Annotated in this window: 16 protein-coding genes; 8 read left to right on the plus strand and 8 right to left on the minus strand. The window is 55.8% G+C overall.

The features are described from left to right. Positions 1 to 115: 115 nt before the first annotated feature. Positions 116 to 2761: an alanine--tRNA ligase gene (gene alaS, locus ACOVRA_RS00990; RefSeq protein ID WP_421718680.1), complete on the plus strand. Its 2646-nt coding sequence runs from the start codon at positions 116 to 118 to the stop codon at positions 2759 to 2761. Further along, the gene (locus ACOVRA_RS00995) at positions 2762 to 3214 is read left to right on the plus strand and encodes a hypothetical protein (protein WP_421718681.1); all 453 of its coding nucleotides are present in this window, start codon (positions 2762 to 2764) and stop codon (positions 3212 to 3214) included. A 13-nt stretch (positions 3215 to 3227) separates the two neighbouring features. Here the strand turns inward: ACOVRA_RS00995 and ACOVRA_RS01000 are convergent, their stop codons facing one another. Both ACOVRA_RS01000 and ACOVRA_RS01005 read right to left on the minus strand, forming a co-directional pair. After that, positions 3228 to 3632: a hypothetical protein gene (locus ACOVRA_RS01000; RefSeq protein WP_421718682.1), complete on the minus strand. Its 405-nt coding sequence runs from the start codon at positions 3630 to 3632 to the stop codon at positions 3228 to 3230. A 3-nt stretch (positions 3633 to 3635) separates the two neighbouring features. Further along, entirely contained in the window at positions 3636 to 4136 is a 501-nt protein-coding gene (locus ACOVRA_RS01005; RefSeq protein WP_421718683.1) for a DUF433 domain-containing protein, read from the minus strand. A gap of 538 nt (positions 4137 to 4674) precedes the next feature. Between ACOVRA_RS01005 and ACOVRA_RS01010 the strand changes: the two genes are divergently transcribed. From ACOVRA_RS01010 to ACOVRA_RS01020, 3 genes are all read left to right on the plus strand, one after another. Continuing rightward, positions 4675 to 4998 carry a DUF962 domain-containing protein gene (locus tag ACOVRA_RS01010; protein WP_290801829.1) on the plus strand — a complete coding sequence of 108 codons (324 nt, stop codon included), beginning with the start codon at positions 4675 to 4677 and terminating at the stop codon, positions 4996 to 4998. Positions 4999 to 5102: 104 nt separating this feature from the next. Further along, the gene (gene yaaA, locus ACOVRA_RS01015) at positions 5103 to 5891 is read left to right on the plus strand and encodes a peroxide stress protein YaaA (protein WP_421718684.1); all 789 of its coding nucleotides are present in this window, start codon (positions 5103 to 5105) and stop codon (positions 5889 to 5891) included. 5 nt (positions 5892 to 5896) lie between these two features. Continuing rightward, positions 5897 to 6931, plus strand: a complete 1035-nt coding sequence (locus tag ACOVRA_RS01020; RefSeq protein ID WP_421718685.1) for a patatin-like phospholipase family protein — start codon at positions 5897 to 5899, stop codon at positions 6929 to 6931. Here ACOVRA_RS01020 and ACOVRA_RS01025 read toward each other — a convergent pair. Together ACOVRA_RS01025 and ACOVRA_RS01030 are read right to left on the minus strand one after the other, a co-directional pair. Continuing rightward, a complete protein-coding gene (locus ACOVRA_RS01025) occupies positions 6928 to 8193 on the minus strand; it encodes an MFS transporter (RefSeq protein WP_421718686.1) in 1266 nt (421 codons plus the stop codon). The genes ACOVRA_RS01020 and ACOVRA_RS01025 overlap by 4 nt on opposite strands. A gap of 142 nt (positions 8194 to 8335) precedes the next feature. After that, positions 8336 to 9001 carry an SOS response-associated peptidase gene (locus tag ACOVRA_RS01030; protein WP_421718687.1) on the minus strand — a complete coding sequence of 222 codons (666 nt, stop codon included), beginning with the start codon at positions 8999 to 9001 and terminating at the stop codon, positions 8336 to 8338. 23 nt (positions 9002 to 9024) lie between these two features. On the opposite strand from ACOVRA_RS01030, the gene ACOVRA_RS01035 reads away from it, so the two are divergent. Continuing rightward, positions 9025 to 9471: an NUDIX hydrolase gene (locus tag ACOVRA_RS01035; RefSeq protein WP_421718688.1), complete on the plus strand. Its 447-nt coding sequence runs from the start codon at positions 9025 to 9027 to the stop codon at positions 9469 to 9471. Between the two features lie 3 nt (positions 9472 to 9474). Here ACOVRA_RS01035 and ACOVRA_RS01040 read toward each other — a convergent pair whose 3' ends face one another. Further along, entirely contained in the window at positions 9475 to 11064 is a 1590-nt protein-coding gene (locus ACOVRA_RS01040; RefSeq protein ID WP_421718689.1) for a hypothetical protein, read from the minus strand. Positions 11065 to 11330: 266 nt separating this feature from the next. Here ACOVRA_RS01040 and ACOVRA_RS01045 point away from each other — a divergent pair, with 266 nt between their 5' ends. Then, positions 11331 to 12059, plus strand: a complete 729-nt coding sequence (locus ACOVRA_RS01045) for a methyltransferase domain-containing protein (protein ID WP_421718690.1) — start codon at positions 11331 to 11333, stop codon at positions 12057 to 12059. On the opposite strand, the gene ACOVRA_RS01050 is transcribed toward ACOVRA_RS01045, so the two are convergent. The 3 genes from ACOVRA_RS01050 to ACOVRA_RS01060 are packed head-to-tail and all read right to left on the minus strand — an operon-like array spanning position 12046 to position 15011. Continuing rightward, the gene (locus ACOVRA_RS01050) at positions 12046 to 13602 is read right to left on the minus strand and encodes a hypothetical protein (protein WP_421718691.1); all 1557 of its coding nucleotides are present in this window, start codon (positions 13600 to 13602) and stop codon (positions 12046 to 12048) included. The genes ACOVRA_RS01045 and ACOVRA_RS01050 overlap by 14 nt on opposite strands. Further along, the gene (locus ACOVRA_RS01055) at positions 13589 to 14020 is read right to left on the minus strand and encodes a GtrA family protein (RefSeq protein ID WP_421718692.1); all 432 of its coding nucleotides are present in this window, start codon (positions 14018 to 14020) and stop codon (positions 13589 to 13591) included. The genes ACOVRA_RS01050 and ACOVRA_RS01055 overlap by 14 nt, the downstream gene beginning before the upstream one ends. Next, positions 14007 to 15011 (minus strand): glycosyltransferase family 2 protein, encoded by a 1005-nt coding sequence (locus tag ACOVRA_RS01060; protein WP_421718693.1) that lies wholly within the window; start codon positions 15009 to 15011, stop codon positions 14007 to 14009. The genes ACOVRA_RS01055 and ACOVRA_RS01060 overlap by 14 nt, the downstream gene beginning before the upstream one ends. Positions 15012 to 15126: 115 nt before the next feature. On the opposite strand from ACOVRA_RS01060, the gene ACOVRA_RS01065 reads away from it, so the two are divergent. Further along, positions 15127 to 15909 carry an SDR family NAD(P)-dependent oxidoreductase gene (locus ACOVRA_RS01065; protein WP_421718694.1) on the plus strand — a complete coding sequence of 261 codons (783 nt, stop codon included), beginning with the start codon at positions 15127 to 15129 and terminating at the stop codon, positions 15907 to 15909. The last annotated feature ends 114 nt before the right edge of the window (positions 15910 to 16023 follow it).

A 16023-nucleotide genomic window follows, 5' to 3' on the forward strand; every position in this document is an offset into this window, starting at 1 on the left:
TAACACCCCTCCCCCTGCAATCCATCGCGTCAGCCACTTGGCGTTCAGGCCATGGCTGCCTATAGATTTGCCAACACAATTCTAAGCGGCACCCGAGGTGCCTGGACGGGAAGTTATGGCTAGCGTTAACGACATTCGCACTTCGTTTTTGGACTTTTTCAAATCCAAGGGCCACACCGTCATGGCGTCCAGCCCGCTGGTGCCGCACAATGACCCGACCTTGATGTTCACCAATGCCGGCATGGTGCAGTTCAAGAACGTGTTCACCGGGGCCGAGAATCCACCTCAGCCACCACGTGCCGCGACCAGCCAAAAGTGCGTCCGCGCGGGCGGCAAGCACAATGACCTCGACAATGTCGGCTATACGGCGCGTCACCACACTTTCTTTGAAATGCTGGGCAATTTCTCGTTCGGCGACTATTTCAAAGAAGAGGCGATCAGCCATGCGTGGGAATTGCTGACCAAGGATTTTGGCATTGATGCGTCCAAACTGATTGTCACCGTCTATCACACTGATGACGAGGCCCGTGCCTTGTGGCGCAAGATTGCAGGCCTTTCCGATGACCGCATCATCTCCATCCCAACCAGCGACAATTTCTGGTCGATGGGCGATACGGGCCCCTGCGGGCCGTGCAGCGAAATCTTCTATGACCATGGCGACCATATTTGGGGCGGCGTACCGGGCAGTGCGGAAGAAGATGGCGACCGCTGGATTGAGATCTGGAACCTCGTCTTCATGCAGTTTGAGCGCCATGCCGATGGCAGCCAAACCAGCCTGCCCAAGCCCAGTATCGATACAGGCATGGGGCTAGAGCGGGTATCCGCCGTTTTGCAAGGCGTGCACGACAATTATGACATCGACCTGTTTAAGACCCTGATCGCGGCGTCTGAAAACCTGACCGGGGTCAAGGCCGAAGGCGACAAGCGCGCCAGCCACCGCGTGATTGCCGACCATATTCGCGCCTCCAGCTTCCTGATCGCCGATGGCGTAACGCCTTCCAACGAAGGACGCGGTTATGTGCTGCGCCGCATCATGCGCCGTGCCATGCGCCATGCGCATATGCTGGGTGCGAGCGAGCCTTTGCTGCACCGCTTAGCCCCGGTCCTGATCCAAGAAATGGGCGGCGCTTATTCCGAGCTGCGCCGCGCGGAAGCCTTCATCACCTCGACGCTGGAACAAGAAGAGGTGCGCTTCCGCCGTACCTTGGGCCGTGGCCTGTCCTTGTTGGACGAAGAAAGCGCAGGCCTCACCAAAGGCCAAGAATTGTCAGGCAAGGCTGCTTTCCAGCTCTATGACACTTACGGCTTCCCCGTTGATCTGACCCAAGACGTGCTGCGGGCGCGCGGCATTGGTGTGGATATGACAGGCTTTAACGCGGCGATGGACGAGCAAAAGGCACTCGCCCGCGCCGCGTGGGCCGGTAGTGGTGAGGCAGGCACCGACGCCATTTGGTTGACCTTAAAGGACGAGCAAGGCGGCAGCGAATTCTTGGGCTATAGCCAGAGCGAGGCCAGCGGCCAATTGGCAGCGATCGTCGTGGGCGGGGCCAAAGTCGACGCCTTATCCGAGGGCGATAGCGGCGAGATCGTGTTCAACCAGACCCCCTTCTATGCCGAAAGCGGCGGTCAAGCGGGCGATCAAGGCATGATCCGGTTTGACAATGGGGCCGTCTTCGAAGTCGAAGACACCTTAAAGCGCGCTGGGGCCATCCATGGCCACAAGGGCAGACTGGTAAAGGGTGCCGTCAAAGTGGGCGATGCCGCTCTGCTAACCATTGACAGCTCCCGCCGCAACGCCATCCGAGCCAACCACAGCGCCACGCACTTGATGCATGCCGCCCTGCAAAACGTCTTGGGCCCGCATGTGACGCAAAAAGGCTCGCTGGTCGAAGCCGACCGCTTGCGCTTTGACTTTGCCCATGGCGCAGGTCTGTCGCGGGCCGAGATTGATGCCATTGAGGCCGAGGTCAACGCCGTCGTGCGGCAAAATACCGAGGCCTCCACTCGTTTGATGACGCCTGATGAAGCCATTGCCGAGGGCGCGATGGCGCTGTTTGGCGAGAAATATGGCGATGAAGTACGCGTGCTGGCCATGGGCCGCAAGCTTAACCACGCGCCCAAGTCCTATTCGGTGGAATTGTGCGGCGGCACCCACGTGGGCCGGACCGGTGACATCGGTAGCTTCGTGATCGTCTCAGAAGGCGCGGTTGCCGCAGGCGTACGCCGGATTGAGGCCGCCACCGGCCAAGCTGCGCTCGATCACCTCAAAGCTGAAGCCGCCATTGCGCGCGCCGCGGCAGAGCCTCTCAAGGCGCAATTGCCCGATCTGCCCGCGCGGATCGAGGCGATGATTGCCGACCGCAAGCGGCTGGAAAAAGAATTGACCGACGCCAAGCAAAAGCTCGCTCTGGGTGGCGGCGGTGGGGCCGCAGCCGCGATTGAGGAGATCAATGGCGTGAAGCTTGACGCCCGTGTCCTTGATGGCATTGGCGCGAAAGATTTGCGCCCCATGGTCAATGAAGCAATCCAGAAATTGGGTAATGGCGTGGTCGCCTATGTGGCCGCAGCCGACGGCAAAGCCGCGATTGCAGTGGCAAGTTCGGTGGCGAGCGTCAGCGCGGTGGATCTGGTCAAGGCCGCCGTGCTCGCCATGGGCGGGCAAGGTGGCGGCGGCAAGCCCGACTTTGCGCAAGGTGGTGCGCCAACGGCAGATGCGGCTTCGGCTGGCTTAGACGCCGTGAAAGCGGCGATGGCCAGCTAGATGAAATCGCTCGACTTTCTCATCCTGATCCCGACCGATCCATCTTACGTGCCCAGTGAAGACCAAGCCGAAGCTGGCGCGGACGCGCTGGAGGCTTTGTTGCCGCGCGCCGACGAAGTCACCTATGACATGTTTGACGATGTGCGCTTCATTGATGCAGGCGAAGCCTTTGAAGCGATCACCTGCCCGCTCTGTGGCAAGGATGCGCAAGCTTGGTGGGAAGGCGCGATGGATCAGGCCGCCGAAACTGAGTTTGAGGAATTGAGCGTGGTGGCCACCTGCTGTGGTGGGGCAACCAATCTCAACGCGCTTATCTATCAACCCGCCGCCGCCTTTGCCCGCTTTACCTTGGTCGCCACAAATGCCGGCGTCGGCAAATTGGCGCCGGAGGCTCTAGTCCCGGTAGAAGCGGCGCTGGGCTGCGCGCTGCGTGTGGTGCGGCAGAAGGTTTAGGGCTCCCAATGCTCTAGAGCTTACGCACCCTGATAATTCGATTATTTCTAGTAATCCGATAAATAAATGGTGCCTTCTCCTGTTTAACAATTCGAATTATCTTATTGTAAGCGAATATAAATAAACGTAACTTCTCCCATTTTGGTGCACTGCCGCCATCCAAATAGAATATACGGCCATTGTATTGTTCGACAGCTTGTTTTGCCATGCTGTCATCATGTACTAGCTTATCATGGGTTACCACCAGCCACCTCTTTTGGCTGACTACGGCTAGCCATTCATCATCGGGAAGATCATCTCTGAAGCCATTTTTCTTTTCGGAGTGGTATTCAACATTGAACGGCGGCATTGTATTACGTAAAGTTTTGGGCATAGATACGCCAACGCAACGATCGAAGAAAAAAGTAATATCAGTCAAAATCTAAGCCGCCTTTGAAAGATGGCCACTTTCAAAACACACAGCCGCCTGCAATTGATCTACAGGTATCTCGTAATCTTCAGCCAGATCACGATAACTTTCCCCGTGCAAAACTCTATCGTAGATTAAGTAGGTTGGAACTCCAGCAACATGTGGCGATCCAAATCTCACTCCGGGATCTATGATTATGGGGGAATCTGGCCCTGCCACACGCCATCGAGATACTAATTCACCATCATATTCAAAGTCCCGGAACTGCCTTCCAATGACCTCATTCCATGCAAGCTGCCCGCTTCTGTTGCCAATCATCAGATTGCTATGACAGTCCCTTGTGGCCAAATCCACACCGTCCGTCTTGAGCTCAAGCTTTGCAAAGGGATGGGAGGTCTTGAACTCTTTTGCAAAAAATTCGCGCGCAAGTCTAATCTCTCTTAACTTCATTCCAGCCACCTTGCAGGCCGAAACTACTGCCAATTCAATTAGTTGAAGATATGAAAGTTTCAATCTTGGAGGCCTTGCAGATAGCGTAGTGTTTTGATGCCAACGCGTAACAGTCGCAGCACTAACTTTCGCATAGCGAGCGGCCTCGCCAACCTCATAGTTGGGAGTATCGAGTCGAGCTCGCAATAACTCTAATCTGGAGTTGCCTTCGCGCATAATTCTTTGACTTGCTTGATCAGGTTTATTGTTAACTTCATGGCACGAAACGGACTACATCGCAATCAACCTCCGCTTATTTTCAATTATAAGTTATCGCCGCCAATAGAACTGTCTCAAAACTCTAGCTACCGGCAAACTCAATCAAAGGTCTTGTTAGTGCCGGCTGCACTTGGAAAGACAAATGAAAAGCAAACTCAAGCCCATGCAAGCCAATAAACTAGCCCCACTTGGAAGAGACAAGAGCATCTATTCGAAGCACCCCCAATAAATTTTTCCCCAAATACCCGAATTGGCCCTTGCGCTTCCGGGTAGGCGACCACACATGCAAGGCATGACCGACGAACACGCCACCACCGCCCCGACCGATGCTCCAGACTCACATATGGGCTCCACCCCTGCCCGCTTTGCGAGCTTTGAGGAGTTTTATCCCTTTTACCTGTCTGAGCACCAAAATGTGATCAGCCGTCGCCTGCATCTTGTTGGCACGGCGCTGGTCTGCATGTGCTTGCTGATGGTCGTCCTCTGGGGCGTTGTGGGTGGCATTGAATATCTGATTGCGGCACCAATTGTTGGCTATGGCTTTGCTTGGGCTGGACATTTCTTCTTTGAGAAGAATAAGCCCGCCACCTTCACCTATCCGGCTTGGAGCTTGATGGGCGACTTCCGCATGTTTGGTGAGACCATTACGGGCAAGCGCGCTTTCTAAGCAGACGTTCACAACAGCCTAACAGTCCACAAAATACCTTGCAGGGGGCGATGCACGCGCATTGCCCCCTCGCCATATGGGTCAAGCGTGCCTATTTTAAGCGCATGCTGATTCTTCTCTCTCCCGCCAAAAATCTGAATTACGAGCCGGTCGCGCCAGAGCTGCCAGCCACCAAGCCGCGCTTGGAAGCCGATATTGCCGCGCTGGCCAAAGTAACAGCCAAGCTAAAGCGATCCGACATCGCCAAGCTGATGCATTTATCCGACAATTTGGCGGAGCTGAATTACCAGCGCTTTCAGGCCTTTGACCCGGCCTTGGATGGGCCAGAGGTGTTACAAGCGGCACTCGCCTTCAATGGCGATGTCTATCAGGGCCTGCAGGCGCGGGATTTGAGCGCGGAAGACCTGACTTGGGCGCAAGACCATGTGCGCATCCTGTCTGGCCTCTATGGCCTGTTGCGCCCGCTCGACGTGATTGCGCCTTACCGTCTGGAGATGGGCACGCGGCTGAAAACCAAGCGCGGGGAAAGCCTGTATGATTTTTGGGGCGATCGTTTGTCCAAGGCGATTAATGCGGACTTGGCAGGCCAATCTGCGCCCATCGTCTTGAACCTCGCCTCGACTGAATATTTTAGTGCGGTCTCGAAAAAGGCCTTAAAAGCGCGCGTCATCACCGCAAACTTTAAAGAGATTAAAGATGGCGAGGCCCGGGTATTGAGCTTCTATGCCAAGCGGGCGCGCGGCGCGATGGCGCGCTTCTGCATTGAAAATCGTATCCCCGACCCCGAAGGCATCAAAGCTTTTGACCTGGATGGCTATCGCTTTGATGCGGCAAGCTCTAAGCCTGAAACTTGGGTGTTCTCGCGCCCACAACCGCCGGGCAAGATGGGCTGAGGCACATGACCAAACCTGCCCTCAATATCGCGTTACAAGGTGGTGGCTCTCACGGGGCCTTTGCATGGGGGATTTTGGATGCCCTCCTCGAAGAAGGCCGGTTTGACATTGCCGCCATCACCGCGACCAGCGCTGGGGCGATGAATGCGGTTGTCTGCGCTGATGGCCTGCGGACGGGTGGGAATGGGGGTGCGCGCGACGCACTCAATCGGTTTTGGGAGAAGATTAGCACCGCCCGTGGCCCCTTCAGCCCGGTTAGCCTGAACGCCATTCGCAAAGCGTTTGACCCATTTGGTTTGTTTAAGGCGGCAAGCTTTCAATGGTTTGATGCGCTGACAAGCGTCGCCAGCCCTTATGAGTTTAATCCTTGGAATTTCAATCCATTACGCGACGCTCTTCAGGATGTGGTTGACTTTGAGGGGCTGGTGAAGAGCCCGCCGTTTAAGCTGTTTATCGCCGCCACCAATGTGAAGAGCGGGCGGGCAAAAGTGTTTCGCACGCACGAGGTTAGCGCTGATGTGACCTTGGCCTCAGCCTGCCTACCCTATCTGTTCCAAGCGGTGGAAGTGAATGGGGAATCCTATTGGGACGGCGGCTATATGGCCAATCCTGCGCTATGGCCGCTCTTCTATGAGGCAGGCCTGCCTGATGACGTGTTGCTCTGCGCGCTGAACCCGCAGACGCTCGACACCGTGCCAAAGACCAGTGCGGCCATTATGGACCGCCTGAATGAGATCACTTTTAACGCCAGCCTGATTGCCGAACTGCGCGCCATCGCCTTTGTCCAGCGCTTGCTGGAGGATGAAGAGATGGGCGATAAGTTGAAGGACCGCTATCGCGACGTGAAGGTCCATGCGATTAAGGCAGACGATGCGCTCAAAGGCTTGGGTGCGGCTAGCAAGTTCAACACCGACTGGGACTTTTTGACGGGCTTACGCGACCAAGGACGGGCCGCCTGGCAAGCTTGGTCAAGCACGTGCGGCACCGCAGTCGGCCAGCATAGCACGGTGGATTTGGCGAAAGACTTCCTCGACCGCTAAGCTTTGGTCTCGCCCACTTCTTCGCCTTCGCCCAGCACCCGGCCTTTGGTTTCGGGTAAAAAGGCAATGGCGACCAGGGCCAAAACTACCAGCGGCATCATCGCCAACAAGGCGTGGCCGAGGCCACCCAAGACCGGGATGAGGAAAGCAACCAAGCTGCCGCCCAAAATCGCGCCACTGCTCGCCCCGATCTCAGATGTTCCGGCAACAGTCGCCCGCGCCTTGGTTGGAATGAGTTCGGTCATGGTCGCGCGCAAGGCCACCGAGGCCGCAAACCACGCCATATAGCCGACGCTAAGGGCGGCTCCTACAAAACCGAATTGGCTGTTGAGATAGACGCCTGAAAGACCAAAAACGCAGATCAGCGTGGCAACCAAAGCCACAGGCTTGCGCCCGAAGCGATCCGCCAACCGTCCACCCAGAAACGTCCCGACAAGTCCGATCATCCCCGCCGCAAACGAAACCAGAGCTACTTGGCTCGGCTCCCACTTCGCGACGGATTGCAGATATTGCGAATTATAGGACAGAGCCGGCGAGATCGGCAGCCAAAACAGAAAATAGGCAATCCCAATCAGGATCACGGGTCGACGATTGGCGCGGATCAGCGCGAATTGATCGGCTTGATTGGCTTGCTTAGCGGCAACAAAGGCTGAGCTTTCAGGTAGTGCGAGCCGCCAAACTATCGACAAAAGCGCTGGCACGGCCCCTGCTGCATACATCCAGCGCCACGCATCTGGCTGATCGGCAAAATTGCCATAGGCCGCCAAGGCCACCCCGTCACCAGACGCACCAAGCAGCGACAGGAGCCCCAACATCCAAGCCCGGGCTTGAGGTGGTGCCGCCTCCGCCAGCAGCACCACGGCCAATAATTCATCCACCATGGTGAACAAGCGCGTGAAGAAGAGGCCAGAGGCCAAAATCAGGGGGTTCTGCGCCAAAGCAGTCAGCAAAGCCGATGCCGAAAAGCCCAAGATAGCCATCAAGAAAAGGGGCTTGCGGCCAATCCGGTCTGCCATCAGGGTCAACATCACCGCCGGAATCGCGCCGACTTTGGCAATCGTGCCGATCAAGACCGACGTCTGATCATCATAGCCAAAGGCTTGTTGGAATTGCGGCAAGGCCAAGGTCGAGAGTTGGAAGTCATACCGGCTGGCCATGAAAGCCGTACCGACCACAAACAGAAGGAACCAGACATCCTTTGTAATCTTGGGGCGCTCGCCCATACCCGACGGCCCGGGAAGCGGTTGAACCTCAGCACTCATCACAATGCCCTCGTCTCTAAAGCGTCGCACGCAGGGTTGGATGGGCAGGCAAATCCGGTCCGATTCCAAACTTCTAGGTCAAAGTCTAACGCTATTTTTGCAAGCCTGTCTTCCCCAAAATCTTGCCCGCTAACCAAAAGTTTCAGTCAATCGGTTTCAGGCACGCCGCATCATCATGACTGACCTTATTGACCCGGTCGCTGACTTGGCGCGGCACCATCACGCCATCGGGTGGCGGCACGAGCAGTTGTTTGAGCGTGTCGGGCGGGGTGCTGGCAGTTAGCCATATGCGCCAGTGATCGGGTTCAATCACCACGGGGAAGCGGTCATGCAGCTCTCTAAAGCTTTCACGGGCCGCGGTGGTGACAATGCTCATGGAGAGGAGAAGGCCGCCGTCTTCGTCCTTGGCAGCCTCCCACAGGCCAGCAAAAGCCACAGGCTGACCGTCTGGCCGGGCGATGAAGTAAGGCGTGCGCTGCTTGCCATCGCGCTTCCACTCATAAAAGCCATCGGCGGGGATCAGGCAGCGCTTGCGGGCAAAGGCGGTGCGGAAGCTCGGTTTATCGGCCACTGTCTCGCCACGGGCATTGAACAACGGCCCTGTTGGTGGGTCTTTCGCCATCCAAGCCGGACGAAGGCCCCAGCGCGCTTGTAGGATACGGGTGTCGCCGGCCTGACCAATAGCCACCATGGGAGCAAGCTGGGTTGGGGCGACATTCCAGCGCGGTGCCAAATTCGGCCGATCAGCCGACCCAAACAGGGTCGCCATCGCATCAGGCGGCAATGTTACGGCATATCGTCCACACATGGCTTCCATGCTAGCACAAAGCCATGACCCTGGAAGCCAAACCTGTTCCCATCCCTGCGGTTGGCATTGTCTGTTTCAACGACGATGGCCAAGTCCTGCTGATCCGTCGTGGCAATCCCCCGCGACAAGGCGAATGGTCGATGCCCGGTGGCAAGTTGGAATGGGGCGAAAAGGCGGTGGATGCCGCCTTGCGCGAATTGGCGGAAGAAACAGGCGTTAAGGCAGAAATTCTGGGCCTGATCGATGTGGTGGACGGGATATTCACCAGTCGAACCACGGGCGATGTCACTCGCCATTATGTGTTGATTGATTATGTCGCCCATTATCTCTCCGGCACCGTCGCCGCAGGCGATGACGCCAGCGAAGCGCGCTTTGTCGCCCTCGATACGTTAGAGACTTACGGCTTGTGGGATGAGACAATCCGTATCATTCACGCTGGCCACCGCCTGTGGCGCGCGGCGCGGAACTAATATCTAGGGATTGCGTTCACACGGTTGATCGTGCGGCCGCTTGCCCTTTAAGCGCCATGCAAATTGGCGATAGCCCAAGGGCTTGTCAAAGCGGTAATGCTTGCCGAACCACGCGTCGAAATCCGGGTCTTCGCGCAAATAGGTCAAGGTGTTGAAGCTGACCAAACGATTGGCAAAAACGCGGCCATATTCTTCAACCACTACATCCGGCGGACGACAGGTGAGGTCGGCGATATACTCACGCCGCACGCGGTCCAACTCCATCTTGCGGAAGGCTTCTTTCTTGGGGTCCACTTGCGGGACTTCCAATCCGACCAGCATCCACATGCCGTAGTGACGGGAGATGATCGGCCGATTGAGAATGCGGACAATGTAGAAAGCATGCTCGGGCGAAATGGACAGGATGGAAATCCGGCTATCTTGCGGCTCATTTTTCACAAACTTACGCAAGGTCGGGAAAACTGGCTGGCCCTTGGTCATTAAGACCCGGTTGATCGGCTTATAGATGGCTTGATGAGACAGAATTGCGAGACCAAAAGCCGCGAGGACCGCAACGACCCAACGCCGTTCTGCCACCATTTTTGCGCCAATGCTAACCACCAGCATCAAGGACAGACCTTGGGCCGCCAGCATATGATAACGCCAGCCCTTCATCTGCAGCCAAATGGCCAAAAGCATGGCCGTCAGCGTCACCAAGAGACCCAAGGTCAGGGAGCGCTTGTCCCAGGCCAATAGAGCCAAAACAAAGGGGACAATCGCAAAGCTGGTAGAGCCCAAGATGAACCCCAAGCGCCTACTGGGCGCAAGCTGCATGACAGGTCCAAAATTGGAGTAGGCCACCATGACCATTGGCACGATGCGAGAGAAGAAGTCCTGTGCGAACAATAACAAGGCAATTGTGTAAGCGATCGCTGCAGCGGCTAAGCCTAAAGTTTCAAAGCGGATCGGGCGATAGTTGCGGCGTAAACGCGCAAACATACATCCCTCGATCAAAAGCGGCACAAGCACAAACACATGCTTGAGCGCAAATCCGTATGCTGAGAAGGCAAGCGTCATGAGAAGGGCCGCGGAGGAGATCGGCTTGCCTTCCATGCGGGCGACTGCCAGTGCGGTCCACAAAACCGATGCGACAAAGAACGCATGCTCTCGCTGCCCGGTCTCGCCCAAAGGCAAAATCAGATAGGAGACGGCCATTGCCAGCAGGACGACTTGACGTTGGCCAATTGGGATCAAGTCCCGCGTCAGGCTGTTGAACGTCCACAAGGCCGCCATCGTCAACCCTGTTACGCCGACGGCCAAGACTTGATAGGGCGCGACACCGAGGATCTGACCGACATAATGCCAAGGCAGGGCCGCCCAGAACCACAAAGGTGGATTGGTCTCGATCACATCTTGATAGATGACTTTGCCATGCGCGACCTGTTCGGCAACATAAAGACGCCAGACGATGTCCCCAGTCGGAGTCAGCTGCAGCATCGCCCACAACCCGACAACCAAAATCCCAGCCAAGACCAGGCTGAATAGAGCCGTCGTGGTGGTTTTGGACCAGGTAGCCGACCGTGAGCCGGACAAGAGGGACGAAGTAAGTGTCATGAATGACCGAGGTGCAACTGGGTTTGATCTAGAACAATTGTTGGATGGGAGTGCGCGCTGTAGCAGGTCCTATGCCAAGCTAGAACAGCGAGAACTGCGCAACTTGGCCTCAATGGCCCTTTTTCTGAGCAATTTTCAGCGCGTTCCGTATAAATATGCATAAAATTGCAGCTAGAGCTGCCTTGTTAATCCACTGTCATCGTGCCCTTTGCTATGGGAGCGCGGTTAAGTCCATCCTTGATTTGGGTGGCAGGGAGCCAGAGTGCATGGAACGTTCCGCCTATACTGAAATGGCAGCCATTGATGAAAATCACTGGTGGTACCGCGCCCGTCGGCGCATTGTGGCTGAAATGATCACGCAACATATTGCTAAGCGCCCCAATCTGGCGATTGCGGAAATTGGCTGTGGCACGGGTTCGAATTTGCCTGTCCTCGCACGCTTTGGCCAATTGACAGCAGTTGAACCAGATGCCGATGCGCGCGCTTACGCAGCTACGCGTGCCGACGCCACGGTGTTGGAAGGCCGGTTGCCCGATGGTTTGCCTTTAGCCGATGGCAGCCTCGACCTCGCCGTCATGTTAGATGTGTTGGAGCATGTCGATGACGATGTCGCGGCATTGAAGGCCGTGGCCAACAAGTTAAAGCCCGGCGCTAGCTTTCTGTTGACCGTGCCCGCCATGCCGTCGCTGTGGAGTCCACATGATGAGGAGCATCACCATAAGCGGCGCTATACGGCGCAGACGCTTCGCGCCGCTATCGAAGCCGCTGGCCTCAAAATCGAGATGATGAGCTACTTCAACACCCTGCTTTTGCCTATGATCGCCGGGGTGCGGTGGATGAAAAATCTAACCGGCAGCAAAGAAGTCGATACGGGCATGCCGTCAAACTGGCTGAACAATCTGCTGGAAGCGATTTTTGCGTTTGAGCGTCACTTGATCGGCCGCCTCCCCCTGCCCTTGGGCGTGTCGCTGGTCGTGATTGTTAAGGCTGCTTAGGAACGCGGTTGCACGGTGCCGAAGGCGGTTTCGCCGGATTTACGCGCCGGATTGGGTAAGGCCCAATATCACGCTCAATGACGTAATGGGCGTCTAGCCAAGCCTTAAAGTTTGGGTCTTCGGTGAGATAGCTAATCGCGTCAAATCGTATTGGATTTGGCGTTCGAACGTACCCGACCTCTCCAATGATTAGGTTTGGCCGACTACATTGGATATCTTCAATAAATTCAGCTCTCACCCGCTCCTTTTCAACCTTTCGAATGGCTTCCAGCTTCGGGCTTTTGTTCGGTGTCAGTAGACCCGGCATCATCCACATGGAGTAATAACGCGACCAATAGGACCGACCGGCATCGGCGAGTGGGTGAAAGGCATTATCCGGCCCAATCGACAGGATGAAGATGCGGCTGTCTTTCGGTTCTTTGGCGACAATCGACCTTATCAGCGGCTCAATGATCTGACCCCGAGTCTGAACGCTGCCAATGGCTGGCATGGCAACGAGGGTCCAAATCAAGGTCAGCGTCGCCAAAAGAGGCAATGCCACTTTTGAGCGCGTTTCTTGTTTGGCGAACGTTTGCTGAACGATCATGATTGACAACACGACAGACAAGCCATGGGCCGCGACAAAATGATAGCGCCACCCCTTTTGCTGAAGCATGACGATGGCGAGACACACAACAATGGCAATCGCCAAGGCGATACAAAACGGACGCCGTTCCTTGGTCAAAACCATGATGGCCAAGGGGACAAAGACAAACAGTCCTTGCATCCCCAATCGAACCTTGCGCTCGAAGGATGAAAAGGCATTCCAAGGCCCAAATGCGTAATAGGCCGTTTGTATCAAGTCCAACATGCGACCCAGAAAATCCGGGGCGAACCTCCAAATCGCGGCAGCATATGCCAGCGCGCAAATGGCCAAGGTAAAGTTCTCCGGCCGGAAGGGTGTCCACGCGCGCTTTTGACGCCACAAGAACCATGCTTCCAAGACGAGTGGCAGGAGAACAAAATAATGTTTAAGGGCAAAGCCATAGGCACTAATGAGGCCGACCAAAATCGCAATCGGCAGCGCCACCTCTCGCCCCTCTAAACGGGCGCTTAATAAGGCGATCCAAAGGCCGCAAGCCATCATCAGCGATTGCTCGCGCTGGCCAAAGTCTCCGACGCTCACCAAGCATAAGGCGAATAGAAAACCAAAAGCGGTTGCGGCTGCTGCCGACGCTCCCAGCGTCTTTTTGGCCAAATGAAACAGCAGAAAAGTGGCTGAGATAATCACAGCCATATTGATCCCAATCAGCGCATGATAGGCCAAAATCGGTGTTTGTTGCGCCAGCCAAGCTGCCGGCAAAGCTGCCCAGAACCAAAGCGGCGGATTAACTTCAAGCAAATCCCGATACATCTGTTTGCCGTTGAGCAAGCCATCGGCGATGTGCAGGCGCCATAACAAGTCAGGCCCCGGCAAAACAATGAGGGATAAAACGATCCCCAACACCACAATCACTAGCCCGCCCAAAATATACAGGTTGGATACAGGTTCAACTTTTGCCATGATCACCTTGAAGCGGCTTGGAGGTCTGGTCTGCATAGACCCAGAAATTGAAGAAGAGGAAATTGGTGCAAGCCACAATCACCATCACGATGGCCGATACGGCCAAATCGGGCAAATCATACAACTTAGTATTGGCTTGGCTGATGAGGGCAGCGATCAGGAAGCCAACCCCCACCGCAATCAAATAGCGCCACAATGTACCGGGCTTTGTTTCGCGATGGCCAAAAGTGAATTTCCCGTGCGCGGAATATTGGAATAACAGCGCCGCGCCATAGGCCAAATTGGACGAGAAAAAGCGCACCAAGCCTAGATAAACCATCAGATTGTAGACGACGATATAAACAAGCGAAGTCAGGCCGCCAGCAATGGCATAGCGCAAACCCAAAATTGCTTTGGCGCGCAGATCAGCCCCGGTCATGGAAACCGATAAAGCGCTTTACCAGATAAAGCGGCCTTTCTTTGGAAGCCATATAGATGCGGCCGACATATTCACCAATCATGCCGAGAACCATCAATTGCATCCCGCCCATAAACATGACGGCGATGAACAACATGGTCCAACCGCTGACCCATTGATCTGTCAGCAAGCGGTTTAAAACAGCATAGACAATGCCGACGTTAGAAAGGACAAAAATGGCTAGTCCGAGTGTGATCACAAAGCGCAACGGTGCGAGCGAGAAGGACAACATGCCGTCCAACGCGAACAAAACCATCTTGCGCAGCGGATACTTACTCTCCCCTGCTGCCCGCGCCGCCCGGCGATACGGCAAAGCAGTTTGGCGGAAACCAACCCAGCTGATCATGCCGCGCAGGAAACGATCGCGTTCCTTCATCGAGCCAATGGCATCCACAACTTGGCGATCAATCAGGCGGAAGTCGCCCACATCAAGGGGGATCTCGACATCTGACAAGGAGTTCAGCCCGCGATAGAACACCCGTGCTGTGGCAAGCTTAAAGGCGCTCTCGCCCTCGCGGTCCGTGCGTTGGCCATAAACCACATCATAGCCTTCACGCCACAACTTCACCATGTCGGAAATCAATTCGGGTGGGTCTTGCAGGTCGGCGTCGATGATTACCACGCAATCGCCATTGGCCTGATCAAAACCCGCTGTCACCGCAGGCTGATGGCCAAAATTTCGCGACAGCATCACGACCCGGACATGGGCGTCACCAGCTGCAAGATCGGTCAATTTCGTCGCGGTCAGATCGCGGCTGCCGTCATCAACATAGATGATTTCATAATCCATGCGTTCGGTTGAGACCAATGACTCAAGGACTGCTTTCAGCCGCGCATGCGAAAGGCCAATGACAGCCTCTTCATTATAGCAGGGAACAACCACACTGATCCGAGCAGATCCGTCACGGGTCAAACGAACAACAGGATTTGGCGACGAATCTGAATAGGACATGGGCGTGTTTCATAGCGAGTCCGCGCTTCAAGCACAAACCATTCAACACTTGCGCGCTGATGGGCGCTTGCTAGTGTGGCGAACACATCAACTCAAAAAGACTCGGGGAAGCACCATGGCCTATCAACCCTTCAATTTAGCCGGACATGTCGCATTGGTTACAGGCGGCAATCGCGGCATTGGCCTTGGCATGGCCGAAGCCCTTGCCGCCTGCGGGGCCGATGTTGCCATTTGGGGCCGCAAGGCTGCTGCCAACCAAGAAGCGGTGGCTAAGCTCGCAGCCTATGGCGTCAAAGCCAAGGCTTGGGAAGTCGATGTGGCGCATGAGGAACAAGTGGTTGCCGCGATGGCCGACACAGTCGCGCAAATGGGCCGCATAGACACCGTTTTTGCCAATGCTGGCGTCGGCTATGGTGCGCCAAGCTTTGTTGACATGAGCACCGAGACCTACCGGAAGACCTTGGCCGTCAATCTCGATGGCGTATTCTTCACCCTGCGCGAGGCGTGCCGCCATATGGTTGAGCGCGCAAAGGCGGGCAATCCGGGTGGCTCTTTGGTAGGGGTTGCTTCTCTTGCTGCCATTGAAGGCGCTGCCCGCAATGAGGCTTATGCCGCGACCAAGGGCGGGGTGATTTCCATGATTAAGTCGATTGCGGTCGAACATGCGCGCTATGGCGTGCGGGCTAACGCCATCCTGCCGGGCTGGATTGCCACCGACATGACAGAAATGGCGCAAAACTCCCCCGCCTTTGCCGAGAAGGTCATCCCTCGCGTTCCTGCCCGCCGCTGGGGCACGCCAGATGATTTTGGCGGCATCGCCGTATATCTCGCCAGCCAAGCTTCGGCCTATCATTCCGGTGATACGCTGGTGATCGACGGCGGCTATTCGATTTTCTAGCCAAGCAAAAAGGCCCGAGAAAAAATCTCGGGCCTTTCATTTTGAGAAGAATAGGATTGGATCGGCAAACCGATTAGTTCTTCGCTTTGTCGACCATCTTGTTCTTGCCGATCC

It is taken from the genome of Aquidulcibacter sp. (assembly GCF_049239865.1).
Lineage (GTDB): Bacteria > Pseudomonadota > Alphaproteobacteria > Caulobacterales > Aquidulcibacteraceae > Aquidulcibacter.

Coding starts and splice junctions, on each gene's coding strand:
- alaS (WP_421718680.1), top strand. CDS start 116: ATGGCTAGCGTTAACGACATTCGCACTTCGTTTTTGGACTTTTTCAAA.
- ACOVRA_RS00995 (WP_421718681.1), top strand. CDS start 2,762: ATGAAATCGCTCGACTTTCTCATCCTGATCCCGACCGATCCATCTTAC.
- ACOVRA_RS01010 (WP_290801829.1), top strand. CDS start 4,675: ATGGGCTCCACCCCTGCCCGCTTTGCGAGCTTTGAGGAGTTTTATCCC.
- yaaA (WP_421718684.1), top strand. CDS start 5,103: ATGCTGATTCTTCTCTCTCCCGCCAAAAATCTGAATTACGAGCCGGTC.
- ACOVRA_RS01020 (WP_421718685.1), top strand. CDS start 5,897: ATGACCAAACCTGCCCTCAATATCGCGTTACAAGGTGGTGGCTCTCAC.
- ACOVRA_RS01025 (WP_421718686.1), bottom strand. CDS start 8,193: ATGAGTGCTGAGGTTCAACCGCTTCCCGGGCCGTCGGGTATGGGCGAG.
- ACOVRA_RS01030 (WP_421718687.1), bottom strand. CDS start 9,001: ATGTGTGGACGATATGCCGTAACATTGCCGCCTGATGCGATGGCGACC.
- ACOVRA_RS01035 (WP_421718688.1), top strand. CDS start 9,025: ATGACCCTGGAAGCCAAACCTGTTCCCATCCCTGCGGTTGGCATTGTC.
- ACOVRA_RS01040 (WP_421718689.1), bottom strand. CDS start 11,064: ATGACACTTACTTCGTCCCTCTTGTCCGGCTCACGGTCGGCTACCTGG.
- ACOVRA_RS01045 (WP_421718690.1), top strand. CDS start 11,331: ATGGAACGTTCCGCCTATACTGAAATGGCAGCCATTGATGAAAATCAC.
- ACOVRA_RS01050 (WP_421718691.1), bottom strand. CDS start 13,602: ATGGCAAAAGTTGAACCTGTATCCAACCTGTATATTTTGGGCGGGCTA.
- ACOVRA_RS01055 (WP_421718692.1), bottom strand. CDS start 14,020: ATGACCGGGGCTGATCTGCGCGCCAAAGCAATTTTGGGTTTGCGCTAT.
- ACOVRA_RS01060 (WP_421718693.1), bottom strand. CDS start 15,011: ATGTCCTATTCAGATTCGTCGCCAAATCCTGTTGTTCGTTTGACCCGT.
- ACOVRA_RS01065 (WP_421718694.1), top strand. CDS start 15,127: ATGGCCTATCAACCCTTCAATTTAGCCGGACATGTCGCATTGGTTACA.